This window comes from Halosolutus sp. YCN4 (assembly GCF_059736495.1).
Map to the genome: position 1 here is coordinate 83980 of NZ_JCASSM010000001.1, position 25313 is coordinate 109292.

Below are 25313 nucleotides of genomic sequence, written 5' to 3' on the forward strand. Positions count from 1 at the left end.
AGCTGCCCACGGGTGCCCACGGGTGCCCACGGCGTCGAGACGGCTAGGCCGTCTATTCGAAGCGATCGACGGCCCGCTCGTAGCGAGCGGACGGCTCCTCCCAGTCGACGACCTCGAAGAAGTTGTCGACGAAGTCGCCGCGGTCGGGTCCGTAATCGTGGTAGTAGGAGTGTTCCCAGACGTCCAGCGCGAGCACCGGGTGCGAGCCCCAGAGCGCGCCCTGGTCGTGCTTGTCGACCACGACGTTACGGAGTCGATTGGAGAAACTGTCGTAGACGAGCAGCGCCCAGCCGCCGGCCGCTGACGCGGCGGCCTCGAACTCGCCCTTCCAGGCCTCGTAGGAGCCGAACTCCTCCTCGATGCGATCGGCGAGCGCGCCGGTCGGTTCGTCGCCGCCGTCGGGACTCATACTCTTCCAGAACAGGTCGTGGAGGACGTGACCCGATCCGTTGTGCGTGACGTCGCGGATCGCACCGGCGGACGAGGAGAAGTCCCCCTCCTCGCGGTTCGCGGCCAGCGTTTCTTCGGCGCCGTTCCAGCCGTCGACGTAGCCCTGGTGGTGCGTGTCGTGGTGCCAGGTGAGCACCTGTTCGGAGACGTGCGGTTCGAGCGCGTCGTAGTCGTACGGCAGCGGCGGCAGTTCGTAGCGTGTCATGGATTCGGTCTCCGGTAGGATTGCAGGTGCCAGCGGAGAATAAGGATTTCCTGAAATTCAGTTTTGTATCCCGAAACGCACGTTTCGCGTTGCACTACCGATCGCCGAACAGGCGGCACAACAGCTCTTTCTGGCCGAGTCGGAGGTGTCGATTGACGGTCGGCTGTGACACGCCGAGCATCTCGGCGATCTCTTCACCCGTGCTCTCGCGAGGCCACTCGAAGAAGCCGCCGAAGTAGGCCGCGTTCAGCACCTCCTGCTGGCGATCGCTCAGCGAGTCGACGAGTTCCCGTTCGGTGTTCGTCGATCGCTCGACGTCCTGCCGCGAGACGAGTTCGACGGACGGGAACTGCTCGCCGAGCATTTCGACGAACTCGCGGACGTCGGTCTCGACCGGGATGTCGACCACGACCTCGGCCCGGTCGGGGGTCGCGACGATCGACTGGGGGCTGCCCCCGTGACGAACGAGTTTCGCCGCGACGACCGGTCCTCGCGCCCGGACCTCGAACCGGTGGTCGCCGCCGACCGAACTGATGTACCGGTGGTCCGCGACCGAAACCAGATCGTTCAGGACGGCTTCGATCGTCTCTACGTGCGCGCCGGTGACGGTCACGAACAGTTGCGTCTCGTCGTCCGAGGCGGCGACGAGTCCGTCGTATCGGACGCGGGCGTTCGCGTCGCGAGCGAGTTGCGTCACGAACGAGTCGGCGTCGGTGAATCGCAGTTTCAACTGGAGAGCGGTACTCGCGTGGAGCCCTCGCCGGGTCTCGACCGCGTTTATCGAACTGGCGATCGTTTCGCCGAGTTCCTCGAAGACGGTTCGTTCGAGGTCGGTGATGGCCGACTGTTCGGTGGTGTACACTGCCAGCAAGCCGTAGGAGTACTCGTCGTACGCCAGCGGCACGACGACGATCGACTGGAACCCGAACGAGAGGGCCGTTCCTCGCCACGGTTCGTCTCGCATCCCTTCGACGACGTTCGAGACGACCGTCGAATCGCCGGTCCGAGCGGTCTGCCACGCCGGTTCGTCGCTCGGCACGCGTCCGTCGACCGCGATCGCGTCGAGGTAGTTCAACGTGGTCCCGTGCCACGTTCGCGGGGCCAGTTCCTGGCCGCTCGACTCGAGGTCGCCGATCCAGGCGAACTCGATCCCGTCGCTCTCGACGAGGTGTTCGCAGACGGCCGCTTCGATCCCGTCGCGACTCGTCGCCCGGACCAACGACCGATCGATCGTTCGCAGTAGTTCGTTGATCGCGACCTGCCGCGTGAGGGTCTCGTTCCGGGCCTCGAGTTCCGCGTCGCGTTGCTCGAGGCTCGTCTCGCTTCGCAGTCGATCGAACGCCGCGACCGCCGTCGCGACGAGCGTTTCCACCAGCCGTCGGGTCGCATCGTCGACGGCGATGTCGTCCGAAACGGCGACGAAGACGCCGTGGTCGCCGATCGGAACCAGGAGCGCGTTCTCGACCCCGTCGTCGAACGGGGACGATTCGCCGGGGACGTCCGGCAGGTCGAGCAGGGACCCGGTGCCGGTGACGAAGGCGTTCCAGACGGGCGACTCCTCGTCGCCGATCGCGATCGGTGACGGCTCGTCACAGCGGTCGTCGAACCCCGGCGTGGTCACGACCGGAACGAACTCGTTCGTGTCGGTATCGAGCAGATACATCGCGACGCCGGGAATGTCGAGGACGTCCGTCGCGACGTCGACCACGAGTGCGGCGGTGTCGGCTTTCGACTCCGTGTGGAGTAGGCCGCGCGTCGCGTCGTGGAGCGACTGCAGGGCGATCTCGTGGTGCTTTTGCGAGGTGATGTCCTGGAGCGACCCGCGAACGGCGACGATACGATCGCCCTCGAACACGGGCGTCCCGATCGTCCGCACCCAGCGGACCTCGTCGGCCGCCGTGATCAGTCGCGCCTCGATATCGTAGCTCTCGCCGTCCTCGATCGCTCGGGTGATCGCCGACCGGACGCGGTCCCGATCGTCCGGGTGGTAGAACTCGATGCCGCGCTCCATATCGTGAGCCGCGTCGAGCGGCAGATCGTGGATCCGGTAGAGTTCGTCCGTCCACATCCCGCTGTAGGGGGGTTCCGTCCGGAGATCGAGTTCCCAGCCGCCGACCTCTGCGAGCCGCTGTGTCTGCCGGAGCAAGTCGCTGGTTCGCTCGAGCACCTGCTCGTGCTCCTGGCGATCGGTGATATCCAGCGCGGCACAGGTCAGGCCGGCGATCGCTCCGGACTCGTCCCGCAGCGGTTCGACGGTCAGGTCGTAGGTGACCGTGCCGCTCGGCACCTCGTAGGTCACCACCTCGCGAACGCCGGTCCCCGTCTCCAGCACCTGCCGTTTCGGTGCCATGATCGTCTCGGCTGCGGCCGCCGGAAGCAGTTCGTCGTCTCGTTTCCCGAGCACGTCTTCGGGGCGGAAGTCGGAGCGTGGGTTGCTGATCCACGTGTACCGAAGGTCGGTATCCTGCCTGAATGCGACCATCGGCGAGTTCTCGAGCGCCACTCGGAAGTGCTCCTTCTCGGTGCGGAGTTCCGATTCGAGGCGTTTGCGCTCGCTCACGTCGCGGCCGATTCCGGCGACGACCGGGCGGCCATCTACGTCCTCGAGTGTGACGCCGATGAATTCGAACGGGATCGACGTTCCCGCTTTCGTCAGGAGATCGACCGCCAGTCGGTTCTGCCCCTCCTCGACGGTCTTCTCGAGCGCGTCCGCGACCCGCTGCGTATCCTCGTCGCCGAAAAATTCGAGCGCGTTCATCGACGCGACCTCCCGATCGCTGTAGCCGGTCACTTCGGTCAACCGATCGTTCCAGCGTTCGAGATCACCGTTCACGTCGAGCACGTAAAAGACGTCGTCGAGCGCGTTCAGGATGTCGTTCGTGTAGGTCTTCTGGCGGTCGAGTTCCTGTTCGCGTTTGTACAACGTGTGCCAGCGACGAACCTGGGCCGGAACCTCGTGGGCCGGAACCTCGTGGTCCGGTGTCATCGCGGTCCATAGGTGCACGGCAGGCATAAACTGGACGGCGAACCAGTCCGGCGTCGCCACGCCTCCGCCGATCGATGCGGCGATCGGGTCTATACACGTAATACCCATCCGCCGGCTGGTGAATACTCGTAAGAGGTAGCGACTTTTCCCCCGTCGTCCTCCGCTGTGGTAATGGATCACAAGAACGGGCTCCACCGACTGGCCGCCTTCGATGACCGAACGAGTATGCGAATCATCGACGCACTGTCGACTGCGCGACGCGTTCCGCCGGAGCAACTCGAACTGCCGCTCTACGACGTCGTCGATCCCGAAGCGCTCGATCGGCTCTTCGAGGCGGATCCGGCGACCGGTCTCCAGGTGACGTTCGAGTACGCGGACCACATCGTGCAGATCCGGAGCGGCGGACGAGTTTCGATCGACGGCGTCGGCTACGACCCGGGGGACGACCCCGAACGCAGTCTCGGCTGATGGGGCGTGTGAATCCACCGCCGGCGGAGTATCCTACGATCGAAGAACGGTACGAAGAGTACACGGTCGGGTCGACCAGGATCGCGTTGATCGGGCATCCGACGGACGGATGCGCCTGGATCATGTCCGATTACACGCTGCCGATCGGCCGGTGATCGACCGAGAGGCCGTCGACGATCTCGCCGTCGGCGACCGCCACGTCGAACGCCTCGATCGTCGCGTCACCGACGAGCCACGAGACCGCTCCGGCGGCGACGCGATACCGGTCGCTCGAGAAGTTCGTCACCCAGGTCCGGCCGCCGCGTTCGCAGACGCGGAGGCCGTCGGGGAGCCGATCGCTGTGGGACACGCCCGCGCGTCCGAGGAGAGGTCGGACGAGGTCGTCCGCGGGATCGGCCGCCGGCCAGACGCCACAGTAGACGGACGCTCACGGGTGGGTCCGATCGGGTCGCGGAGTCGGAACTCGTCGACGGTACCCTCCGGGCAACCGTCGACGGCTCGGACGTGGTCTTCCGGACGGAGTGAGGCGGCGATCGGCTCCGACCTCGACGGTTCGAAGCGCTTATACACGAACGCTGGATACGTTTCGACAGACTCGCTGGGTCGCGGGCACCAGCGGGCACCTGTTCGGCACGACGCCGCCACAGGTCGGGATGTGATCCGCGGGGCGACGCCCCGTCTCGGATTGAACCAGGAAACGCCCGCGGTGATGACGATGGCAAAAAGCTTCTACTCCCACATCAAGGACGCGTGGAAGGACCCCGACGACGGGAAACTCGGGGAACTCCAGTGGCAGCGCAAGCAGGAATGGCGAAAGCAGGGCGCGATCGAACGGATCGATCGCCCGACGCGACTCGACAAGGCCCGCGAACTCGGCTACAAGGCCAAGCAGGGGATCGTGATGGCCCGCGTCTCGGTCCGCAAGGGGACCGCTCGCAAGGAGCGGTTCACGGCCGGTCGCCGGACGAAGCGCCAGGGTGTCAACCGCATCGGGCGGCGCAAGAACATCCAGCGCATGGGCGAAGAGCGCGTCTCCCGGAAGTACCCCAACCTGCGGGTGCTCAACAGCTACTGGGTCGGTGAAGACGGCAGCCAGAAGTGGTTCGAAGTGATCCTCGTCGATCCGAACCACCCGGCGATCGAGAACGACGACGACCTCAACTGGATCTGTAACGACGATCACCAGAACCGCGCCTTCCGCGGCCTCACCAACGCGGGCACGGCCAACCGCGGCCTCAACAACCGCGGCAAGGGTGCGGAGAAGGTCCGCCCGTCCAACAACGGCGGCCAGGGCCGCGCGAAGTAACGTCGCGATCGCGCGATCGACCCCGTATCATCTCGCCTTTTATCGACCGCTCGTCTTCGAGAGCACTCGGTGCGGCTCCTTGTCTCGTGGGAGAAAGGGTGGGCGTTTATTTCAGGGGCCGCCCTACACACGGCTATGCCCGAACACGTTCTCGTCGCCGTCGACGAATCGGACCGATCGGCCGACGCCATCGATTTCGCCTGTACGGAGTACCCGGACGCCCGGATCACGGCGTTGCACGTCCTCGATCCGGGCGAGTTCTACACCGCGACCGGCGTCGAAGGCGGCGCGATGGCCAACTACGAGGAGATCCAGAAACACCACGAGAACCGGGCCGAGGAAATCCTCGAGGACGCCCGCGAGCAAGCGGCCGAACACGGCGTCGAGGTCGGTACCGACCACGTCATCGGCGGCGTCTCCCGATCGATCGTCTCCTACGCCGAGGAGAACGACGTCGATCACATCGCGATCGGCAGTCACGGCCGGACCGGCGCCAGTCGGATCCTGCTCGGCAGTGTCGCGGAGACCGTCGCCCGGCGGTCGCCGGTGCCGGTGACGATCGTTCGCTGAAAACGGTCGGCGGCAGTCCCGCGGTCAGGCCGAGAGGGTCTGGCTCTCTCGTTCGGCTTCCGTCGAACGCACGTCCAGGTCGGCCTTCAGAGCCTCGATGGCCTCCTCGGGATCGGTTTCGGAATCGAAGACCCGATCGAATCCCATCTCGCGGAACTTCTTCCGGGTCTTCTCGAAGTCGTCCTGTCCGACGGCGAGGTTGCCGCCGATGTACGTGGTGACGTCGAGGTCGGCGTCCGCCAGCCGCTGGTGGAAGCCCTGACAGTCCTGCTCGGCGTGACCGTACAGCGAGGAGACGAGTACGGCCTCGGCGTCGGCGGACTCCGCGGCCTCGATGAACTCCTCCTGAGAGGTCTGGACCCCCAGGTTGACGACGTCGAACCCGCTCGCCTCCAGCGCCTGTTCGAGGATGGTGATCCCGACGACGTGGGCGTCGGAACCGATCACGCCGAGGATGACTGGCTTCGTCATGGTCGTACCACCACCAACTGCGGCGATCCACATAAACCTAATCATTAATCATGTGCTACTCGGTGACATGGTTGTCGTCGTGCGATTCTGTTCGTTCGTCGAGCCACGCTGTCGATCGAGAGCCGGGAACGAGAACCCGATCGCGAACCGATCACTCGAGTGGAACCGTTCAGCGAAGAAAGTCTACGATCGTCCGGTCCGTAGATCGGCCGCACAGTCAGGCCGCGACGACTGTCCGCTCGGCCACGCCGCAGTGACCGGCCGGCGGTCGTGCCGATCAGACGGTCGTCAGCGCGCCGACCGGGGCGTCCGTCCGTTCGCGCGCCCGCATGATCCCGTCGTCACCGGCCGCGATGAGGGCGAAGACGCCCGCCACGTTCGCGTCGGCCGTCTCGACGATATCGAGCAGGAGTTCCTGGGTCTCGCCCGATCGGATGAGATCGTCCACGACGAGGACGGATTCGGCCGGACCGATCGCGGACGCTGGCAGGTAGTAGGTGAGTTCGATCCCCGACTGGAGGCGCTCGCGCGCCTCGATGAACTCCTCGACGGCGGTCTCCTTGCGCTTTTTCGCGTAGGCGCACCGGGTGCCGTAGTAACTCGCCAGCGCCGCGGCGAGGGTGATCCCGTCGGTCGCGGCGGTGAGGACGACGTCCGGTCGATCGAACTCGTAGCCGTTCGCCACGACGGGCGCGACGAGATCCAGGAACGACTGGTCGAAGACCGTTCCGGAGTTGTCGACGTACCCCTCGTCGTCGACCCGAATCCTGGCCTCGAGTTCCTCGGCCAGCGCCTCCCGCCCGAGGTCGTCGACGACCTCCCGTGCACGTTCGGTTCCCGGAAGGACGTGCCCGTTGACGTACCGGTTGAGATCGCCGGCCGGGAGTCCGGTCGTCTCAGCCAGTTCCTCGTACGTCCGGGTCTCCTTCAGCATCCGCAACACGTCGACGGCCCGCAACTGGAGGGCCGCCTTCTCGGCTCTGTTCATGGTAGGTATCCACGATCCCACAAGTATGGGTATTTCGATCCTTTTCAACCCACTTGATCAGCATGAACGTGGGCCAACCGGGAACCCGGATGAGCCATGACTCGATCGGCGAGCGCGAATCGTGCGCCGGAAAATCGACCCGCAGGAATTCGATCGCCGAACCGAGCCTGTCGTCAGTTCTGCAGGAAGTCCGGTTCCGTCCGCTGTTCCTCGCGTTCCGCTTCGAGGTGCGCCCTGAAGTCCTCGATCGCGACGTCGTACTCCTGGTCCTCGAAGCGATCGCGGACCGAGATGTTGCCGGCCTCCTCCTCGTTGTCGCCGACGATGATCTGGTAGGGGACCCGATCGTCGTGGGCCGCGCGGATCTTCCGCTCGAGCGTCGAGTCGCGGTCGTCGACCTCGACGCGGAAGTCGTCGAACTCGTTCGCGACGCGGTGGGCGTAGCCGAGGTTGTCGTCGGAGATCGGCAGCACGCGGACCTGTTCGGGCGCCAGCCACAGCGGGAACCGCCCCTCGTAGTGCTCGATGAGCATCATGAAGAACCGCTCGTAGCTGCCGTACAGCGCGCGGTGGATCATGACCGGGCGGTGCTCCTCGTTGTCCTCGCCCACGTAGGAGAGGTCGAACCGCTCGGGCATGTTGAAATCGAGCTGGACCGTCGGGCCGTCCCACGAGCGGCCGATCGCGTCCTCGAACGCGAAGTCGATCTTCGGCCCGTAGAACGCGCCGTCGCCCTCCTCGATCTCGTACTCGTGTCCGTGGGCCTCGAGCACGCTCTCGAGTTGGGCCTCGGCTTTCTCCCAGATCTCGTCGGAGCCGACCGACTTCTCGGGTCGCGTGGCCAGCGCCATCTCGTACTCCAGGTCGAACGTCTCGAGGACGTCCGTGATCATGTCCATGATCTCCTCGACCTCGCGCTCGATCTGGTCGGGGCGGATGAACAGGTGGCCGTCGTCGATCGTGAACGCCCAGACCCGCGAGAGCCCGGAGAGTTCGCCGCGCTGTTCCTTCCGATACACTTTGCCGTTCTCGGCGTACCGGATCGGCAGGTCGCGGTAGCTCCAGGAGTGGTCCTGGAAGATGGCGGCGTGACCGGGACAGTTCATCGGCTTCAGGCCGAACTCGTCGTCGCCGACGTCGAAGATGAACATGTCGTCGGCGTAGTTCTCGTAGTGACCCGATCGGTGCCAGAGGTCCGTCTTGAAGACGTGGGGCGTCTCGACGTAGTCGTAGCCCGCCTCTTCGTTCAGATCCCGGACGAACTCCTCGAGTTCGGAGAGGACCGTCTTTCCGGCGGGGTGATAGAGCGGCAGGCCCGGCCCCGTCACGTCCTGGATGGAGAAGAGGTCCATCTCCGATCCGATGCGGCGGTGATCGCGCTTCTCGGCCTCGCGCTTGCGCTCCAAGAACGCCTCGAGGTCGCTCTCGTCCTCGAAGGCCGTCCCGTAGATGCGCGTCTGCATCGGGTTGTCCTCGTCGCCGCGCCAGTAGGCGCCGGCGATCTCGAGCAGTTCGACGACGCCGATCTCGCCCGTCGAGTCGACGTGCGGTCCGGCACAGAGATCCTCCCACTCGCCCTGGCTGTAGAACGTGACGGTGTCGTTCTCGTCGGCGAACTCCTCTAAGAGTTCGAGTTTGTAGGGCTCGTTGGCGAGTCGCTCCTCGGCCTCCTCGATCGAGACCTCCTCGCGTTCGATGTCGTAGTCGGCCTCGATGATCTCCTCGATCTCGCTTTCGAGGTCCGCGAGGTCCTCCTCGTCGACGTCGAGGTTGTCGAAGTCGTAGTAGAAGCCCTCGTCCGTCGGCGGGCCGATCGCGAGGTCGACGTCGTCGTAGTGGCGTTCGACGGCCTGGGCGAGACAGTGGGCCGCGGAGTGGCGCATCACGTCGAGGTACTCCTCGCTGCCGTCGGTGACGATTTCGAGTTCGGCGCCGTCGTAGACGGGTTCCTCCTTGGCGACGAGGTCGCCGTCGAGTTTGCCGGCGACGGTGTCGCTCCCGAGGCCGGGCCCGATCTCGTAGGCACAGTCCTCGACCGTCGCGCCGGGGTCGACGTCGAGTTCGGATCCGTCTGGCAGTACGACCGCGATCTGCTCCTGTGAGTCTGATTCTGACATGGCTATCGCTGTGGCTGATCTGGGAACTTCGGTGAGAAGTCCGGTGGGTGGTCCGCTCGCCCCGCCCGACTGTGAGTCGATTCCGACACAGCCAGCGGTAGGTGGAAGTTAGAAGCGGGCGAGAGCCCCTGTAAAGCGGACACCTACCATCGTGGATACGCGTAGTCTCGTCCGGGATAAAAACATTGTGATGGACCCGCGCGTTCGTCATTCGGTGATCTTTCCGTGGACCCGATCGGCCGCGCAGTCGCTGTCAGCACGGTGGTCTCGCCTGCGAGTGTTTGGCTCGTCACACGACACGCACACCGTCGTCCGAACGATTTTGCGTCCGAGTCGGCTACGATCGATCGTGGGCCTCGACCCAGGCGACGACGATCCGTTCGACGACCCCTTCGGCGACGATTCGCTCAGGGATCCGTTCGAGAGCGACCCGCTCGAGGATCCGTTCGCGGGCGACGACGAGGGTGACGAGGACCTGGAAGAGACGCTCGGCGAGATCGACCGATCGACCCTGATCGCGTTCGTCGTCGTCGCCGTGCTCGTCCACACCGGACTCTTCGCGGGCGCGCTGGGGATCATGCTCCTCGGGTTCCGGGGCCAGTGGCTCCTCGGCGGCGGCCTCGCGATCGGCGGACTCCTCGCGCTCGGTCTCGCGGCGGTGAGCTACCGACGGTACCGGGGTGGGCAGTAACCCGAAAAAGACGATCGGTTCGGGAGGGGACGGCTCGCTGAGAAGGCCGTCGAGGATCGATCGTCGACACTCCGCCTCGATTGCTCCTCCGTTCGTTCAGTCCGCCCACGTCTCGCTCAGTTCTTCGAGTGACGGGAGGACGCCGAGTTCCTGGAACAGGCCGAGCGCGTCGTAGCTCGTCCACAGTTCGACGATCCGTCCGTCTTCGACGCGGTACATCTCCATCCCCGAGACGGAAACGCGATCGCCAGTCGGCTCGAGGCCCATGAACTCGCCCTCGTGGGTACCACGTGCGGTGTATCGGACGGCGGCGGTCGCTCCCTCGACGATCACGGTTTCGACCTCGTACTCGACGTCGGGAAACGCCTCCCGGTAGGTCTCGACGTACTCGCGGTACTCGTCACGGCCTCGCGGCTCGTCGTCGGTCGACGGATCGTGCAGGACGAACTCCTCCGCGAAGATCTCGTCGATCGCGTCGAGGTTCCCCTCGGTCCAGATCTCCTCCGGATCGCGTCGAACGAGTTCGGTGATGTCTGTCATGGTTGTGCTGTCGGTTTCGCCGAGTCAGATCGCCCGCTCGTGCGGACGCGGTGGCTGCCTCGAAACGGCCCGGTGTCGTACCACGAACGGGCTTGTAAAACTCTCTGCCTCGTCGCCATTCCGTCTCGGAGATCGGAGCACTCGGTGGATCGGTCCGGCTCCGACCGGGTTCGAGACGGAGACCGCTCCTGTGGGCGCGGCGCCCGTCGATCGGAGGTGCCGGATCGTCGGCCCTGCCCGTACCGATACTCGTTTTGCGGTACGCCGTACATGACACGGTATGACGACCACGGCCGTGTTGTTCGACCTCGACGACACGCTCTACCCGTATCCACCGTGCAAGGAAGCGGGTCTCGACGCGGCTCGGGAGACGGCCCGCGAGCTGGGTTACGACTTCGATCGCGAGTCGTTCGACGAGTTCTACCGGCGGGGACGACGGGAGGTCAAGCGCGAACTCTCCGGGACGGCGGCGACCCACGAGCGCTTCCTGTACTTCAAGCGCGCGCTCGAGCAGCGGACGGGCGAACCGAACCCCGGCGACGCACTGGCGCTGGGCGAGGCGTTCTGGAACGCCTACGTCGACGAGATGGAACTCTTCCCGGGCGTCGAGGAGACGCTCGCCACGCTCCAGGCGGCGGGGCTCGACGTCGCCATCGTGACCAACCTCACGACGCGCATCCAGCTCGAGAAAGTCGACCGGCTCGGACTCGAGCCCGACATCGATCTCCTGCTCACGTCGGAGGAGACGGGCCGGGAGAAGCCGGGGTCGGTCATGTTCACGCTCCCGCTGGCGCGGCTCGATCGGCGGGCGTCCGAGGCGGTGATGGTCGGCGACGACGTCAGAGCCGACGTCGTGGGTGCAAACGCCGTCGGTCTCGAGACGGTGCTGTTCAACGCCGACGTCGACGGCCCGCTCGAGGGGCGACGGAAACCCGACCACAGGATAGATGCGTTCGAGGAACTAACGGAGGTGGTACTGTGATCCTCGAGTCCGAACGACGGCTCGTCGTCGATCGCGCCTCGAAACTCGCCGCGCTCACGCCCGGGCGGACGGGGAACCTGAGCGTTCGGGACGGAACGGACGGCGACGCGTTCGCGATCACGCCCACCGGCGTCCCGTACGACAGTTTCGACGTCGACGACGTCCCCGTCGTCGGGATCGATGGCGAGCAACGCGACGGCCGGATGGCACCCAGCAGCGAGGTGCCGATGCACGCCGCGATCTACCGGCGCGAGGACGTCGGCGCGATCGTCCACACCCACTCGCCGTGGTCGACGACGATGGCGATCGCCCACGAGCCGTTGCCGCCGATCCACTACATGATCGTCGCGGTCGGCAAGCGGGTTCCGGTCGCCGAGTACGCGCCCTACGGGACCGACGAACTCGCGGCGAACATCGTGACTGCGATGGCGGAGGCGGACGCGACCGCCTCGTTCATCGAGAACCACGGCCTCGTCGTCACCGCCCCCGATCTCGAGACCGCACTGGAGAACACGGCCCACGTCGAGAGTCTCGCTCGCATCTACCTGGAAGCGCGATCGGCCGGGCTCGAACCGGAGACCCTCACCGACGACGAACTCGAGACGGTGATCGAGAAGTTCGAGTCCTACGGCCAGTGACTCGCCGTGCGACGGGACGAACAGTTACGCACCATCCTCGAGTGGCGCCACGAGGCAACACCACCGCGTCGAGATCGCTCACTCCCGGAGCGCCGCGACGCTCGATCGGGTCGCGACGTAGAGCGTCGAGTCCGAAGCGGCGAGTCGGACGACCCCACCGCCGCCGACCACGTCCGTCTCCCAGAGCCGCTCGCCGGACTCGCTGTCCAGTGCGGCCAGCGGGTTCCCGGCGTACACCGTGCCGTCGGCGGAGATGGCGCTGGCGTGGCCGCTCACGTCGGCCGTCCACCGCCGGCCACCGTCGGGACGTATCGCACGGAGCCGCGCTCCGTTCGTCGCTGACGGCACGACGACCGGTCCGTCCTCGGTGAGAGCGAGATGGAGCGGACCCTGGTCGAGTTCGATTTCGTTCCGGTCCTCTCCGGACGGTTCGGCGACCAGTACGCGGCCGCCGTCGCGGCCCGGAGCATACAGCGGAACGTAGATCAACTCCTCTCCGACGACGGGCTGTGCCGATTCGATCGGGTAATCACGCCGGGTCCGCCAGCGCTCTTCCAGCACTCGACCATCGACCTCGTACCTGACGAGAATGCCCGAAAACGCCGCGTACAATGCATCACCGGCGGACGCCACGTTCCGCACCCAGTCGTCGCGTTCGCGCACGACCGCACCGGTATCCGCGTGGAGCGTCCAGTACCGATCCCGGCCCGCGACGAACACGTATCCGTTCTGCTCGTGGACGCCCCTGATCTGGTCCGGGACGGTGGTTCGCCAGCGTTCCGCCCCGTCGAGCGATCGCGCCACCAGATCCGGGTCTCGAAGCGCCCAGTTCAGCTGATACAGTCTCCCGTCGACGTATTTCAACCCAGCAGGACCCGCGATATCGTGCTCCCACCGTACCCGTCCGTCGGGGGCGTCCAGTGCCAGCAGGCGACGCTCCGTCGCGACGTACACCGTGTCGTCGGCGACGACGAGCCCCCCGTCGCCGAGCGGCGCGTCCAGGTCCCGTTCCCAGTCGACCTCGGGTTCGGTTCGCGGTGGCGTCGCGTGGGGATTGTGCCGGCGTTTCGCGGGACCGTAATCGCGTTCCGCCCACGCTCCCGACTCGGGACGCCAGTCGGGATCGACCCGACGTTCCGGTGGACTACGGCGGAGGTCACCGACCCGTTCCCGGGCGGTGGTACAGCCGGCGAGGCCGACGATCGCGGCGGATGTACCCACAAGAACCTGCCGCCGACGCACGGAACGCATGCGTGATGATTATTTTCCTACACCAAAAGGATATGTACATCTGCCAGCACCGGCAGTCGGAGAGCGGTCACGAACGCGTCTCTCGATACCGCCTTCGCGGCCGTTCGCTTAGAGATGCGGTTCCGGCAGGTTCCCGTCGTGGAGGCTCTCGGGAAGCGTCTCGAACCAGCGGGCTGCCGAGATTTCGTCGTCGGTGACACCTACTCGATCGGCGGCGGGAATCGTCCCCTCGGCGCGGGCCGAATCGACGACGTACTGGCCCGAAAACCGCTCCTCGCCGTCGCGTCTCGAGACGTACGTCTGGTCGACGACGACGAGCGGCGACCCGATCGTCGCTGCCAGTCCGGTTTCTTCACGCACCTCGCGTCGGGCCGCGTCGATCGGGTCTTCGCCGGGTTCGACGCCGCCGCCGGGCAGGATCCAGCCGTCGGACCAGCGGTTCTTCACGAGCGCGATCCGTCCGCCGGGATCGGTCACGCGGGCCGCGGCCGTCAGTCCGGTGCCTTCGATCGCCCACGAGCGAAGCGACGCGAGTTTCGACTCGGGGAGCCGGAGACTCGGGGAGCCGGATCGTCTGTCGCTCCCGGTGGACGCCGGCGTCGAGGTCGAGCCCCATCGGTCGGTAACGGTGACCGTCTCTAGTCCCGATCGGCCAGCAGTTCCTCGGCCGTCACCAGCGCCTCCATCTCGACGCCGGCGTCTGTGACGTTCTCGCGGCCGCCTTCCTGTCGATCGACGACGACCAGCGCCCGATCGACGGTCGCGCCCGCCTCGCGCAGCGCCTCGACGGCGTCGACGAGGCTCGTTCCCGTCGTGACGATGTCCTCGACGACGACGACCTCCTCGCCCTCCTCGAGGCGGCCTTCGATCAGGTTCCCGGTACCGTACTCCTTGCGCTGCTTGCGCGCGATGACGTAGGGAACGTCCGCGGCGACGCTGGTCGCGGCCGCGAGCGGGACGCCGCCGAGCGCGACGCCGCCGAGTTTGTCGTCCGCGTCGAGTCGGGCGGCGAAGGCGTCGGCGATCGCCTCCAGACAGCGCGGGTCGGTCTCGAAGAGGTACTTGTCGACGTAGTACTCGCTCGTCCCGCCGTGGGACAGTTCGAACTCGCCGTATTTGACGGCCTCCGCCGCGCGGAGCGCGTCGATGAGTTCCTGGTTCGTCATTGTCCGGACAGGCGGGCCCGACCGAAATAAACGGTCTGATACGATCGACCCGGGACACGTGGATTTTTTGATCGATCGATCCGACTTAGCGGCCATGACTGCGACGGCACCGGACGACTCGCGAGCGATCGATCGAGCGCGTGCCGCGGACGAGCCACACCCCGAGGCACAGGCCGTCCTCGACGCGCTCGAGGCGATGGACGCGCCGTCGCTCGCCGACCTCTCCCCCGAGGAGGCGCGCGCAGCTATGGCGACGATGTACGATCGCGACTCCGCCATCGCGGTCGCACGCGTCGAGGACCGGCGGATCGACGGGCCGGCCGGCGAGATACCAATCCGGCTCTACGATCCCGACCCCGATCGGGTCGACGAGAGCGGCGAGTCGCGGCCGACGATCTGTTACGTCCACGGCGGCGGCTGGGTCGTCGGGAGCATCGACGCCGCCGACGCGACGTGTCGCAAACTGGCGACCGAGACCGGCTACCCGGTCGTCAGCGTGGGCTATCGACTCGCCCCCGAACACCCGTTCCCGGCCGGGCTCGAGGACTGCTACGCCGCGCTCGAGTGGGCCGCCGACAGCGTCGACGACGTCGGCGGCGACCCCGATCGCCTCGTCCTCGCGGGCGACAGCGCGGGCGGGAACCTCGCGACGGCGACGAGCCTGCTTTCGGCCCGCCGCGACGGCCCGTCGGTCGCCTACCAGGTGCTTTTCTACCCCGCCACGGGCGACGCGACGGGGACCGACTCCTACGAGGCCTTCGGCGACGGCTACCTGCTCTCGACCGAGGAGAGCGCGTGGTTCCGGGACCACTACTTCGAGCGCGAGATCGACGAGGCCAACGTCTTCGCGGCGCCGCGACTCGCGAGCGATCGCCTGCTCTCGGCCCTCCCGCCGGCGACGGTCGTCACCGCGGGGTTCGATCCATTGCGAGACGATGGAGCCGCGTACGCCGATCGGCTCGCGGACGCGGGCGTCCCGGTCACGTACCGGAATTACCCGGATATGATCCACGGCTTCGCGGGGATGCTCGAACCGCCGATCGAACTCGAAGTGGCCCACGAGGCCCACGCCGACGTGGCGACGGATCTGTGCGACGCGCTCGAGTGAATCGCGGACGCTCCGTGTCGCGTAGGTGTCCCGTGCCGGCCGGTAGCTTAGGCTACGCGTACGCGGGCTACTCCAGGATCGTCTCCGGCCGCTTGAGGTACATGTCCTGCTTCGAGACGCGATCGTAGAGCCGGTACAGGGTATCGACCGCCTCGGGAGCCGGTTCGAACTGGACGAGCGGAGCCGAGTAGTAGCCGCGACAGGTGACCAAGAAGAAGTACAGCGTCTTGTGGTGTTTCGGCGTCGCGTCGGCGACGCCGATTTCGGCCCCGCCGATGTCGTCGGCGAAGTCGTTCAGCATGGCTGTGATGTCGTCGTTGAGTTGATCGTCCGGCCGGTAGTGGGGCACTCCGAAGGTCTGCTCGAGGAACTCGGTCGTCGCTTTTAGAAATGGGTTCGAGTCGATCCCGGTCAGGTCGACCGCCGCGAACGTCTCGTAGAGCGAGAGCAGCGTCGACAGTTCGTCCTGCGTCACGGCAACCGGCATCACGGGTTCCCCGCGCGGGAGCGAGTAGTCCGGAAAACTGTGGGAGCGCGGGTCGGGTGGCTTCGCGAGGATCGTCTCGAGATCCATACCGGATGCTACGACAGCCGGCGTCTAAAGTCCCATCCAGGCCGGGTTCCCGATCGATCGGTGGCGGACGGTTCGATCCGGGCTCTCGGGCCGGGACGGCTACTCCACCGTCGCGTACTCCTCGTAGATTCGATCCATCCGGGCGGCCATGATGAAGTCGGTCTCGAACAGCCCGTCGATCTTGTGGGTCCACATCTCGATCACGACTTCGCCCCACGAGAGGTGGATGTCGGGGTGGTGCCACTCCTCCTCGGCCAGTTCGCCCGCGTCCTTCGTGAACTCGAGGGCGTCGCGGAAGTCGTCGAACTCGTAGGTCCCCTCGAGGTGATGTTCGTCGACGACGTCCCAGACGTCGGTGTCGAGATCCTCGTAGAACTCCTCGAGTTCCGCACCCTCGAGCGGATCGTCGTCGCTCGTACAGGCGATACACTCCCGATCGGCGAGTTCGGTGTCGGCCATGTGCGATCGTACGTTCTCGGGGACAATGTATCTCCCACCCCGGTCAGGCTGGGTGCGCTCGATCGGTGCCGTCGGGCGCCTCTCTCGAGTCCCGATCGCGACGGCGACCTAAGCCATACACACTATCTGTATCTAATGTACACGAAAAACTTTTATCGATCCTGAACGATCACCTCGATAGAGCACTCGGTACCATGCCCCAGGAAATTTTCGACGAGCGAGAGTACGAACGGCGGGTCAGGCGAACGAAAGAGCGGCTTCGGGAGGAGGAACTGGACGCCGTCGTCGTCGCGGATCCGGCGAACATGAACTATCTGGCGGGATACGACGGCTGGTCGTTCTACGTCCACCAGGCGGTCGTCGTCACTCCGGACCGGAACGAACCGGTCTGGGTCGGCCGGGAGATGGACGCGAACGGGGCCCGGGCGACGACCTGGCTCTCCGAGGAGAGCATCCGCTCGTACAGCGACGACCACGTCCACTCGCCGTACGACCTCCACCCGATGGACTACCTCGCCGGCGTGCTGGAGGAACTCGACGTCGCCGACGGGCGAATCGGCCTCGAGATGGACGCCGCCTACTTCACGGCGAAGTCCTACACGCGCCTGCAACAGAACCTCCCCGACGCCGAGTTCGAGGACACGACGCTGCTCGTCAACTGGGTCCGGATCAAGAAGTCCGAGCAGGAACTCGAGTACATGCGCGAGGCGGCGCGCATCTCCGAGAGCGCGATGGCGGCGGGACTCGACGCGATCGAGGCGGGCGTTCCCGAGTACGAGGCCGCCCGGGCGATCTACGACGCGCTGATCGGCGGTACCGAGGAGTACGGCGGCGACTACCCCTCGATCGTCCCGCTGATGCCCTCGGGCGATCACACCGACACGCCCCACCTGACCTGGACCGATCGGCCGTTCCAGGACGGGGATCCGGTCATCATCGAACTCTCCGGCTGTCGCCACCGGTACCACTCGCCGCTCGCGCGCACGACGTTCGTCGGCGATCCGCCCGCCGAACTCGAGCGCACCGCCGACATCGTCATCGAAGGGATCGAAGCCGCGCTCGACGCCGTCGAACCGGGCGTTACCTGCGAGACCGTCGAGAAAGCCTGGCGCGAGACGATCGCCCGGTACGACATCGAGAAGGAGGATCGCATCGGGTACTCGATGGGGCTCGGCTACCCGCCGGACTGGGGCGAACACACCGCGAGCATCCGTCCGGGCGACGAGACGGTACTCGAGGAGGACATGACGTTCCACATGATCCCCGGGATCTGGACGGCCGACATCGGCATGGAGATCAGCGAAACGTTCCGCGTCACCGAAACCGGTACGGAGACGCTGGCCGACTTCCCGCGGGAGCTGTTTACCGCATAACTGAATCCCGTTTTCGCTGATTTCGTCCGGTAGAACCGACATTCCGTCGATTCTGTGGTTCGACTCCGTGTTCGAACGATGCCGGCGAAAACCCGGGCGGCCGTCAAGGTCCGAGCGCGTCCGCGAGTTTCTCGATCGGGTGTGGCGGCTCCGAACCGCCCTCGCGATCCCCGAGTTGGGTTCGGCAGGAGGCCCCCGGCGCGACGACCGTCTCGCCGTCGCTCTCGTCGATCTGGTCGAAGAGGATCCGACCGATCGCCTCGCTGAGCGAGTAGTGTTCGGCCTCGTAGCCGAACGAACCTGCCATCCCGCAACAGCCCGAGTCCAGCGCGTCGACCTCGTACCCCGCCGCTCGCAGGACGGCGGCCGCGTGGCCGTCCTTCTCCGTCGCCTTCTGGTGGCAGTGGCCGTGGTAGGTCAGCCGCTCCCTCGGTTCGGCGAGGGGCAGGGCCGCGACCAGGTCGAACGTATCGAGGTACTCCATCACGCCGTAGGTATTCGCCGCGACGCGATCGACGTCGACGCCCGAGAGCAGATCCCGGTAGTCGGACTGGACCATTACCGCGTCCGACGGCTCGACGAGGACGACGTCCCAGCCGTCCTCGACGTGCGGAATCAGCGCGTCGACGTTCGTCCGCGCTCGATCCCGGGCGGTATCGAGGAAGCCCTTCGAGAACGCCGGCCGGCCCGTCGAGGAGACGTCCGCAGGAATCCGGACGTGGGCGGCCGCCGTTTCGAGGACCTGCACCGCCGCCTTCCCGGCGCAAGGGTGGTTGTAGTTCGTGTAGGTGTCCGGGAAGAGCAGGACCTTCCGATCGGCCTCGGCGATCGGAACCCGGGGGCCCCGCGTGGCGAACCAGTCTTCGAAGCTCTCGTTCGCGAAGGTGGGAAGCGATCGCTCGCGGGCGATCCCCAGCGTCTTCTCGGCGATCGCGTCGGCGCCGGGGAGCGACGCGGCCCAGTTCGAAACGGGTGCGAGTTTCGAACCAAGGGTGTTGACCCGATCGACGTTGGCGAAGAGCCGATCGCGCAGGGAGGCGCCGTGGTCCTCGTGGTGGGCGTGCTCGACCTCCGCTTTGAGTTTGGCCACGTCGACCTCGCTCGGACAGTCGCGGGCGCAGCCCTTGCAGCCGATGCAGAGGTCGACCACCTCGGCCATGAACTCGGCGTCCGTCGCGTCGGCGTCGAGGTCGCCGCTCATCGCCTGCCGGAGCAGGTTCGCCCGGCCGCGCGTGCTCAGTCCCTCCTCCTCCGTCGCCCGGAACGTGGGGCACATCACGCCGCCGGTCGTCTTCTGGCCGCCACGACAGCCCGCGCAGCCGTGACAGAGTTCGACCATGCCCTGCATTCCGTTCTCGTTCGCCCAGTTCAGCGCGGGTTCGAAGCCGGCGTCGAACTCGTAGTTCGGCGAGAACCGGAGGTTCTCGGTCATGTCGTGATCGCCGCAGACGGTTCCGGGGTTCAGGAGCCAGTCCGGATCGAACGCCGCCTTCAACTCCCGGAAGAGCGACCAGACCTCGTCCCCGTAGAGCTTCCGGTTCCACTGGGTTCGGGCGCGGCCGTCGCCGTGTTCGCCGGAGACCGACCCGCCGTACCGGACGACGAGGTCCGTGACGGCGTCGGCGATCGCCTCGAACTGAGTCAGGCCGGCCGGGCTCTTGGTGTCGACGAGCGGCCGCATGTGCATGCAGCCGGGCCCGGCGTGGGCGTAGAAGCTGGCGAACGTGTCGTGCTCCTCGAGGACGGCCCGGAAGTCGTCGACGTAGTCGGCGAGGTTCTCCGTCGGGACGGCCGTGTCCTCGATGAACGAGATGTGCTTCGCGTCGGAGGTCCGCGAGAGCAGGATCGGCGCCGCGCTCTTGCGGAGCTTCCAGAGTTCGGCCCGATCGGCGGGATCGTGCGCCTCGAGGGCGTCGAACGCGCGAACCGGATCGGAACTGGCTCCCGCCGTTCCGCCGTCGGCTTCGGGTTCGTCCGCGTCGGCCCCGAGCCGATCCCCGGCGGCCGTCCGATCGGGGACCGCCGGATCGGAATCGGGGAGCCGATCGGCGAGCAGGTCGGCGACCTTCGCCCGTCCGTCGGCGTCGCCCCCGGCGTAGAACTCGACGAGCAACGCGGTCTCGGTTCCGGCCGGGAGTCGCTCGGCGACGTCGGCGAACGCCTCGGTGTCGCGGGCGAGGTCGAGCAGGACGTCGTCGATCGCCTCGATCGCGGCCGGTTCGTGGGTGCGGACGATCGTGTCGACGTCGGCCATCGCCTCGCGCAGGTCGCGGTAGGTGAGGAGCGCGACGGCTTTCGTCTCGGGGATCGGCTCGAGCGAGACAGTGGCCGTCGTGACGACGCCGAGGGTCCCCTCGCTGCCGGCGAAGACGCGGGCGAGGTTGACGGTCGCGTCGAGGTCGGGGTCGTCGTCGATCGCGATCGACTCTCCGCTGTTCTCGTCGAACGCGTTCGGGCTCCCGTGGGCCTCCGCGACGAGTCGATCGAGGTTGTAGCCCGAGACGTTCCGTTTCAGCTGCGGGAAGACCGCGGCGATCGCGTCGGCCTCCTCGTCGACGACCCGCCGGAGCGCCTCGTGGATTCGACCGAGCAAGTCGCCGTCCGGGTCGGCCCGATCGCGGAGGTCGGCGACCGTCACCTCGCCGAAGGTGGCGACGGTACCGTCCGCGAGGACGACCTCGCACTCCTCGACGGCGGCGTCGGTCTTCCCGTACTCCAGGGAGTGGGCGCCGGTCGAGTTGTTCCCGATCGCGCCGCCGATCGTGCTGCGGTTCCCGGCGGCGGGATCCGGGGCGAACTTCAGGTCGTGAGGTTCGAGCGCGGCGTTGAGTTCGGCCAGGACGGCACCCGCCTGGACGGTCGCCAGTCGCCCGTCGGGGTCGACGTCGAGGAGGTCGTCCATGTGGACGGAGAGGTCGAGGACGACCGCCTCGTTGACCGCCTGGCCGGCGAGGCTCGTCCCGCCGCCGCGCGGGAGGACCGGGATCCCTCGATCGGCGCAGTACTCGACCACGGCGGCGACGTCGGCGGTCGACCGCGGGAAGACGACGCCGACGGGGGTCGCCTCGTAGGCGCTCGCATCGGTCGCGTAGAGCTGGCGGCTGTACTCGTCGAAGCGAACGTCGCCGTCGACGCGCTCGTCCAGCGCCGCCACCAGCGCCGGGCGGTTCTCGTCGCCGCCGACGTAGTCGTACGCCGCCCGCCGATCGGCGGCCGGGTTTCCGGTCCGCGAACCGATCTGTCCATCGCCGCTCCGTCGATCGCCGGGTCCGGGCTCCGCCCCTGACGGTCGTGAATCCTCGCTCGCCATGGGTCGTTAGCTCGACCCTGGGGCGAGCACCGCGTTTTCCAGTTCGCCGCCCTCCTCGAGCGCCGCGACGTTGCGGGCGACGATGTCGGCCAGCCGGTCCCAGTGTTTCGGCGTGTGGCCGCCCGTGTGTGGCGTGATGAGACAGTTCTCGAGGTCCCAGAGCGGGTGGTCGTTCGGCAGCGGCTCGGGATCCGTCACGTCGAGCGCGGCGCCGCGGATCCCCTCGACCTGCAGCGCCGAGACCAGCGCGTCCGTGTCGACGATGCCGCCGCGGGCCGCGTTGACGACGACCGCGTTCGGGGGGAGCGTCGCCAGTTCCGCCTCGCCGACGAGTCCGCGGGTGAGGTCGTTGAGCGGGCAGGCGATGACCACGTAGTCGCTCCGGGCGAACGCCTCGTGGACGTCGTCCGCGTCGAACCCGAGCACCTCGTCGGTCGGACCGCCCTTCGACGGGGTGTAGCGGATCCCGATCGTCTCGACCTCGAACCCCTCGAGTCGTTTCGCGATTTCCTGGCCGATCGAACCGAGGCCGACGACGGTCACGGTGCTGTCGGTGAACTCGAACGACTGGAAGTGACGCCACTCGCCGTTTTGCTTTCGGCGCCACCCTTCGTGGAGCCGTCTGGCGAATACGAGCATGTTGCCGATCGCCTGTTCGGCGATGCCGGGCGCGTGGATTCCGCCCGCGTTGGTGACCGCGACGCCGTGTTCCTCGAGCGCGTCCATCGGCACGTGATCCGTCCCGGCGAACGTGCACGCGAACAGTTCGAGTCGATCGGCCCGCGCGAGGAGGGTTTCCTCGATCGTGATTCCCGTCACGACTCGCGCTCGTGGAACGAGTTCCCGCTCCTCGTTCGGCGTTCGGGCCAGCGCCACGGTGCGCTCGGGCAGACGCTCGCGAAGCGTTTCGGCGTACGATTCCATCGATAGCCCCTCCGTCCCCTCTCGAAGGACGACGATATCCGGAGTTGCGCTCATGGTGGGTGTCGCGTCGCGCGGACGCGTTGTCTGAGGATTGCTACGCTGTGACTTATCCTTTTTGTGTACACGTCGTAATCGATGATTGTGTATAGTTAAGTCGGTGGAGCGAGTCAGTCACTGGCATGACCGAACCGATTCACGATCGGCTCGTCACCGTCCGGCGCGGCCTGCACCGCCACCCGGAGCCCGCGTGGCGGGAATTCGTCACGACAGCGCGCCTCGTCGAGGAATTGCGGGCCATCGGCGTCGACGAACTCGCCGTCGGCCCCGACGCCTACGACCCCGCGGACCGGATGGCGGTCCCGGACGACGCGGAACTCGACCCCTGGATCGAACGCGCCAGGGAGCGAGGCGTGGACGAGGCGCTGCTCGATCGAATGGCCGGCGGGAACACGGGCGCGGTCGCCGTCCTCGATCGCGGCGAGGGGCCGTCGATCGGGCTACGGGTCGACATCGACGGACTGTTCATCGAGGAGTCGACCGACCCGGACCACGCGCCGGCCGCCGACGGATTCCGTTCGGAGATCGACGGGACGATGCACGCTTGCGGCCACGACGCGCACATGACCTGGGGGCTGGCCGTCCTCGAGGCGGTCAAAGCGAGCGACTTTGCTGGTCGATTCGTCGTCTTCTTCCAGCCAGCCGAGGAGACCAGCGGCGGCGGCCGTCCGATGGCAAGAAGCGACTACGCCGCCGACCTCGACTACCTGCTGGCCGTCCACGTCGGCCTCGACCATCCGACCGGCGAGGTCGTCGCCGGCATCGAGAAGCCGCTCGCGATGTGTCACATCGACGCGACGATCGAGGGGACGTCCGCTCACGCGGGCAAGGCGCCCAACGAGGGCGACAACGCGATGCACGCGCTCGGGACGGCGATCGAGAACACGTACGGCATACCGCGCCACGCCGACGGGATGACTCGCGTGAACGTCGGCCGGGCCGAGGCGGGAACGACGAGCAACGTCATCGCCGAGCGCGCCACCATCAAGGCGGAAGCCCGCGGCGAGACGACGGCGCTCATGGAGTACGCGAAGGACCGACTCCGACACGTCGTTCGAAACGCCGCGAAACTCCACGGCTGTCGCGCCGAGATCGAGGTGGTAAGCGAGTCCCCGCGGGCCGACAGCGATCCAGAACTGCAGGAACTCGTCGCCGAGGTGGCCCGCGGCGTCGCCGGCGTCGACACCGTTGTCCCGAGCGCGGACTTCGGGGCCAGCGAGGACGCCACCTTCCTGATGGATCGCGTCCAGAACCAGGGCGGCCTGGCCTCGTACCTCATCGTCGGCACGGACCACCCGACGAGCCACCACACGCCGACGTTCGACGTCGACGAACGGAGCCTCGAAATCGGCGTCTCGGTCCTCACGGAGTCGGTCCTCACGCTCGCGGACCGCCGGCCATGACCGAACTGCAGTCCCCGATCTCCGTCGAGGACGTCGAGGCAGCGCGCGATCGGATCGACGAGGTCGTCCACCGCACGCCGCTCGACACCTCCCGCACGTTCGCCGAGATGAGCGGCGCGGATTCTGTCGGGCTCAAACTCGAGAACGTCCAGCGGACGGGTTCGTTCAAGATCCGAGGTGCGTACAACAAGATGACGCAGCTGTCGTCCGCGGCGCGCGAGGCGGGCGTCATCGCCTCGAGCGCCGGCAACCACGCGCAGGGCGTCGCGCTCGCCGGCGACCTGCTGGATATCGACACGACGATCGTCGTGCCGGAGGTGACGCCCGCGGCGAAGATCGACGCGACGCGGGGCTACGGCGCCGACGTCGTCGTCGAGGGCGACATCTACGAACGCGCCTACGAGTACGCCGTGGAGCGGGCCGACGAGTCGGGACGGACGTTCGTCCACCCGTTCGACGACGAGGCGATCATCGCCGGCCAGGGGACGATCGGCTTCGAACTGCTCGAGCAGTACCCCGAAATCGATACCGTCCTCGTCGCGATCGGCGGCGGCGGACTGATTTCGGGGATCGGCACGGTACTGAAGGCGCACGATCCGGACGTCCGCGTTCTCGGCGTGCAACCGGAGGGAGCCGCACACGCGAAGCCGTCGCTCGAGGCCAACGAGATACGCGAACTCTCGGCCGTCGACACCGTCGCGGAGGGGATCGCCGACACGCGCATGCTGGCGACCACCTTCGCGGTCGCCCGCGAGGTCGTCGACGACGTCGTCTCGGTCTCCGATCGCGACCTCGCGACCGCGGTGACGTTGCTGGCCGAACGGGCCAAGACCGTCGCCGAGAGCGCCGGCGCCGCCCCGTTGGCGGCGCTCCTCTCGGCGAACCTCGACGTCGCGGACGAGCACGTGGCCGTCCTCGTCTCGGGAGGGAACGTGAACCTCACCGAACACGCCGAACTGACCAGAACCGGACTCGCCGAACTCGAGCGGTACGCCGACGCCCGCCTGGCGATCGAGGGCTGGCCGTCGCCGCTCGGCGACGTGATCGAGACCGTGGAGGGGAGCGGCGCCGAACTGGATCGACTCGAGCGTACCGACCGGACGGCGACCGACGATCCGAACCGAACGCCCGTGACGATCGGCCTCGAAGGGAGCGGACCGGAGCACTTGCGAGAGGTGTTCGCGGCGCTCTCGGAGCTACCGGGCGTGACGATCGACCGGTGCGAACTGGACTGACCCGACCGGGACCGCGATCGGTACCGACGGGCGGTCGCACG

Annotated in this window: 24 protein-coding genes; 10 read left to right on the forward strand and 14 right to left on the reverse strand. The window is 67.0% G+C overall.

The window, feature by feature from the left end:
* Window positions 1-52 precede the first annotated feature (52 nt).
* Together sod and AC6I6X_RS00475 are read right to left on the reverse strand one after the other, a co-directional pair.
* Window positions 53-655 (reverse strand): superoxide dismutase [Mn], encoded by a 603-nt coding sequence (gene sod / locus AC6I6X_RS00470; protein ID WP_497928552.1) that lies wholly within the window; start codon window positions 653-655, stop codon window positions 53-55.
* A 94-nt stretch (window positions 656-749) separates the two neighbouring features.
* The gene (locus AC6I6X_RS00475; protein ID WP_497928553.1) at window positions 750-3641 is read right to left on the reverse strand and encodes a bacterio-opsin activator domain-containing protein; all 2892 of its coding nucleotides are present in this window, start codon (window positions 3639-3641) and stop codon (window positions 750-752) included.
* A gap of 171 nt (window positions 3642-3812) precedes the next feature.
* Between AC6I6X_RS00475 and AC6I6X_RS00480 the strand changes: the two genes are divergently transcribed.
* A complete protein-coding gene (locus tag AC6I6X_RS00480; RefSeq protein WP_497928554.1) occupies window positions 3813-4109 on the forward strand; it encodes a HalOD1 output domain-containing protein in 297 nt (98 codons plus the stop codon).
* Between the two features lie 130 nt (window positions 4110-4239).
* Here the strand turns inward: AC6I6X_RS00480 and AC6I6X_RS00485 are convergent, their stop codons facing one another.
* Window positions 4240-4458, reverse strand: coding sequence for a hypothetical protein (locus tag AC6I6X_RS00485; RefSeq protein WP_497928555.1), 219 nt, complete (start codon window positions 4456-4458; stop codon window positions 4240-4242).
* 366 nt (window positions 4459-4824) lie between these two features.
* Here AC6I6X_RS00485 and AC6I6X_RS00490 point away from each other — a divergent pair, with 366 nt between their 5' ends.
* Window positions 4825-5415 carry a 50S ribosomal protein L15e gene (locus tag AC6I6X_RS00490; protein ID WP_497928556.1) on the forward strand — a complete coding sequence of 197 codons (591 nt, stop codon included), beginning with the start codon at window positions 4825-4827 and terminating at the stop codon, window positions 5413-5415.
* 135 nt (window positions 5416-5550) lie between these two features.
* Complete coding sequence (locus AC6I6X_RS00495) at window positions 5551-5985, forward strand: universal stress protein (RefSeq protein WP_497928557.1); 435 nt, start codon at window positions 5551-5553, stop codon at window positions 5983-5985.
* A 24-nt stretch (window positions 5986-6009) separates the two neighbouring features.
* Here AC6I6X_RS00495 and glmS read toward each other — a convergent pair whose 3' ends face one another.
* The 3 genes from glmS to thrS form a co-directional block, all read right to left on the reverse strand.
* Complete coding sequence (gene glmS, locus AC6I6X_RS00500; RefSeq protein ID WP_497928558.1) at window positions 6010-6456, reverse strand: methylaspartate mutase subunit S; 447 nt, start codon at window positions 6454-6456, stop codon at window positions 6010-6012.
* Window positions 6457-6733: 277 nt separating this feature from the next.
* Window positions 6734-7444 (reverse strand): phosphoribosyltransferase family protein, encoded by a 711-nt coding sequence (locus AC6I6X_RS00505; RefSeq protein WP_497928559.1) that lies wholly within the window; start codon window positions 7442-7444, stop codon window positions 6734-6736.
* Between the two features lie 173 nt (window positions 7445-7617).
* A complete protein-coding gene (gene thrS / locus AC6I6X_RS00510; protein ID WP_497928560.1) occupies window positions 7618-9561 on the reverse strand; it encodes a threonine--tRNA ligase in 1944 nt (647 codons plus the stop codon).
* A gap of 349 nt (window positions 9562-9910) precedes the next feature.
* On the opposite strand from thrS, the gene AC6I6X_RS00515 reads away from it, so the two are divergent.
* Window positions 9911-10252 carry a DUF7322 domain-containing protein gene (locus tag AC6I6X_RS00515; RefSeq protein WP_497928561.1) on the forward strand — a complete coding sequence of 114 codons (342 nt, stop codon included), beginning with the start codon at window positions 9911-9913 and terminating at the stop codon, window positions 10250-10252.
* Between the two features lie 96 nt (window positions 10253-10348).
* Here the strand turns inward: AC6I6X_RS00515 and AC6I6X_RS00520 are convergent, their stop codons facing one another.
* Complete coding sequence (locus AC6I6X_RS00520; protein WP_497928562.1) at window positions 10349-10792, reverse strand: ester cyclase; 444 nt, start codon at window positions 10790-10792, stop codon at window positions 10349-10351.
* A gap of 280 nt (window positions 10793-11072) precedes the next feature.
* Here AC6I6X_RS00520 and AC6I6X_RS00525 point away from each other — a divergent pair, with 280 nt between their 5' ends.
* Window positions 11073-11774 (forward strand): ribulose-1,5-bisphosphate 5-phosphatase, encoded by a 702-nt coding sequence (locus AC6I6X_RS00525; protein ID WP_497928563.1) that lies wholly within the window; start codon window positions 11073-11075, stop codon window positions 11772-11774.
* Window positions 11771-12412 carry a ribulose-1-phosphate aldolase gene (locus AC6I6X_RS00530; RefSeq protein ID WP_497928564.1) on the forward strand — a complete coding sequence of 214 codons (642 nt, stop codon included), beginning with the start codon at window positions 11771-11773 and terminating at the stop codon, window positions 12410-12412. Before AC6I6X_RS00525 ends, AC6I6X_RS00530 begins: the two co-directional genes overlap by 4 nt.
* Window positions 12413-12490: 78 nt before the next feature.
* On the opposite strand, the gene AC6I6X_RS00535 is transcribed toward AC6I6X_RS00530, so the two are convergent.
* The 3 genes from AC6I6X_RS00535 to pyrE all read right to left on the reverse strand — a co-directional run bounded on the left by AC6I6X_RS00535 (window position 12491) and on the right by pyrE (window position 14829).
* Window positions 12491-13633 carry an outer membrane protein assembly factor BamB family protein gene (locus AC6I6X_RS00535; RefSeq protein WP_497928565.1) on the reverse strand — a complete coding sequence of 381 codons (1143 nt, stop codon included), beginning with the start codon at window positions 13631-13633 and terminating at the stop codon, window positions 12491-12493.
* A gap of 138 nt (window positions 13634-13771) precedes the next feature.
* Window positions 13772-14140: an NUDIX domain-containing protein gene (locus tag AC6I6X_RS00540; RefSeq protein WP_497928566.1), complete on the reverse strand. Its 369-nt coding sequence runs from the start codon at window positions 14138-14140 to the stop codon at window positions 13772-13774.
* Window positions 14141-14301: 161 nt separating this feature from the next.
* Window positions 14302-14829 carry an orotate phosphoribosyltransferase gene (pyrE, locus tag AC6I6X_RS00545; protein ID WP_497928567.1) on the reverse strand — a complete coding sequence of 176 codons (528 nt, stop codon included), beginning with the start codon at window positions 14827-14829 and terminating at the stop codon, window positions 14302-14304.
* Between the two features lie 94 nt (window positions 14830-14923).
* Between pyrE and lipP1 the strand changes: the two genes are divergently transcribed.
* Window positions 14924-15937: a LipP1 family hormone-sensitive lipase gene (gene lipP1, locus AC6I6X_RS00550; RefSeq protein WP_497928568.1), complete on the forward strand. Its 1014-nt coding sequence runs from the start codon at window positions 14924-14926 to the stop codon at window positions 15935-15937.
* 67 nt (window positions 15938-16004) lie between these two features.
* Here the strand turns inward: lipP1 and AC6I6X_RS00555 are convergent, their stop codons facing one another.
* Complete coding sequence (locus AC6I6X_RS00555; protein ID WP_497928569.1) at window positions 16005-16511, reverse strand: hypothetical protein; 507 nt, start codon at window positions 16509-16511, stop codon at window positions 16005-16007.
* Between the two features lie 99 nt (window positions 16512-16610).
* The gene (locus tag AC6I6X_RS00560; protein ID WP_497928570.1) at window positions 16611-16970 is read right to left on the reverse strand and encodes a 4a-hydroxytetrahydrobiopterin dehydratase; all 360 of its coding nucleotides are present in this window, start codon (window positions 16968-16970) and stop codon (window positions 16611-16613) included.
* 194 nt (window positions 16971-17164) lie between these two features.
* Between AC6I6X_RS00560 and AC6I6X_RS00565 the strand changes: the two genes are divergently transcribed.
* Window positions 17165-18343: a M24 family metallopeptidase gene (locus AC6I6X_RS00565; RefSeq protein WP_497928571.1), complete on the forward strand. Its 1179-nt coding sequence runs from the start codon at window positions 17165-17167 to the stop codon at window positions 18341-18343.
* A 103-nt stretch (window positions 18344-18446) separates the two neighbouring features.
* Here AC6I6X_RS00565 and AC6I6X_RS00570 read toward each other — a convergent pair whose 3' ends face one another.
* Together AC6I6X_RS00570 and AC6I6X_RS00575 are read right to left on the reverse strand one after the other, a co-directional pair.
* Complete coding sequence (locus AC6I6X_RS00570) at window positions 18447-21653, reverse strand: FAD-binding and (Fe-S)-binding domain-containing protein (RefSeq protein WP_497928572.1); 3207 nt, start codon at window positions 21651-21653, stop codon at window positions 18447-18449.
* A gap of 6 nt (window positions 21654-21659) precedes the next feature.
* Window positions 21660-22631: an NAD(P)-dependent oxidoreductase gene (locus AC6I6X_RS00575; RefSeq protein ID WP_497928573.1), complete on the reverse strand. Its 972-nt coding sequence runs from the start codon at window positions 22629-22631 to the stop codon at window positions 21660-21662.
* A gap of 125 nt (window positions 22632-22756) precedes the next feature.
* On the opposite strand from AC6I6X_RS00575, the gene AC6I6X_RS00580 reads away from it, so the two are divergent.
* Together AC6I6X_RS00580 and ilvA are read left to right on the forward strand one after the other, a co-directional pair.
* Entirely contained in the window at window positions 22757-24037 is a 1281-nt protein-coding gene (locus tag AC6I6X_RS00580) for an amidohydrolase (protein WP_497928574.1), read from the forward strand.
* Window positions 24034-25272 carry a threonine ammonia-lyase gene (gene ilvA / locus AC6I6X_RS00585; RefSeq protein ID WP_497928575.1) on the forward strand — a complete coding sequence of 413 codons (1239 nt, stop codon included), beginning with the start codon at window positions 24034-24036 and terminating at the stop codon, window positions 25270-25272. The genes AC6I6X_RS00580 and ilvA overlap by 4 nt, the downstream gene beginning before the upstream one ends.
* The last annotated feature ends 41 nt before the right edge of the window (window positions 25273-25313 follow it).

Bases quoted from the DNA above. Each gene is read 5' to 3' on its own strand.
- AC6I6X_RS00480 (WP_497928554.1), top strand. From the start codon at position 3,813: ATGGATCACAAGAACGGGCTCCACCGACTGGCCGCCTTCGATGACCGA.
- sod (WP_497928552.1), bottom strand. From the start codon at position 655: ATGACACGCTACGAACTGCCGCCGCTGCCGTACGACTACGACGCGCTC.
- AC6I6X_RS00475 (WP_497928553.1), bottom strand. From the start codon at position 3,641: ATGACACCGGACCACGAGGTTCCGGCCCACGAGGTTCCGGCCCAGGTT.
- AC6I6X_RS00565 (WP_497928571.1), top strand. From the start codon at position 17,165: ATGCCCCAGGAAATTTTCGACGAGCGAGAGTACGAACGGCGGGTCAGG.
- AC6I6X_RS00580 (WP_497928574.1), top strand. From the start codon at position 22,757: ATGACCGAACCGATTCACGATCGGCTCGTCACCGTCCGGCGCGGCCTG.
- glmS (WP_497928558.1), bottom strand. From the start codon at position 6,456: ATGACGAAGCCAGTCATCCTCGGCGTGATCGGTTCCGACGCCCACGTC.
- thrS (WP_497928560.1), bottom strand. From the start codon at position 9,561: ATGTCAGAATCAGACTCACAGGAGCAGATCGCGGTCGTACTGCCAGAC.
- AC6I6X_RS00490 (WP_497928556.1), top strand. From the start codon at position 4,825: ATGGCAAAAAGCTTCTACTCCCACATCAAGGACGCGTGGAAGGACCCC.
- AC6I6X_RS00505 (WP_497928559.1), bottom strand. From the start codon at position 7,444: ATGAACAGAGCCGAGAAGGCGGCCCTCCAGTTGCGGGCCGTCGACGTG.
- AC6I6X_RS00575 (WP_497928573.1), bottom strand. From the start codon at position 22,631: ATGAGCGCAACTCCGGATATCGTCGTCCTTCGAGAGGGGACGGAGGGG.
- AC6I6X_RS00555 (WP_497928569.1), bottom strand. From the start codon at position 16,511: ATGGATCTCGAGACGATCCTCGCGAAGCCACCCGACCCGCGCTCCCAC.
- AC6I6X_RS00525 (WP_497928563.1), top strand. From the start codon at position 11,073: ATGACGACCACGGCCGTGTTGTTCGACCTCGACGACACGCTCTACCCG.
- AC6I6X_RS00560 (WP_497928570.1), bottom strand. From the start codon at position 16,970: ATGGCCGACACCGAACTCGCCGATCGGGAGTGTATCGCCTGTACGAGC.
- ilvA (WP_497928575.1), top strand. From the start codon at position 24,034: ATGACCGAACTGCAGTCCCCGATCTCCGTCGAGGACGTCGAGGCAGCG.
- lipP1 (WP_497928568.1), top strand. From the start codon at position 14,924: ATGACTGCGACGGCACCGGACGACTCGCGAGCGATCGATCGAGCGCGT.
- AC6I6X_RS00495 (WP_497928557.1), top strand. From the start codon at position 5,551: ATGCCCGAACACGTTCTCGTCGCCGTCGACGAATCGGACCGATCGGCC.
- pyrE (WP_497928567.1), bottom strand. From the start codon at position 14,829: ATGACGAACCAGGAACTCATCGACGCGCTCCGCGCGGCGGAGGCCGTC.
- AC6I6X_RS00570 (WP_497928572.1), bottom strand. From the start codon at position 21,653: ATGGCGAGCGAGGATTCACGACCGTCAGGGGCGGAGCCCGGACCCGGC.
- AC6I6X_RS00520 (WP_497928562.1), bottom strand. From the start codon at position 10,792: ATGACAGACATCACCGAACTCGTTCGACGCGATCCGGAGGAGATCTGG.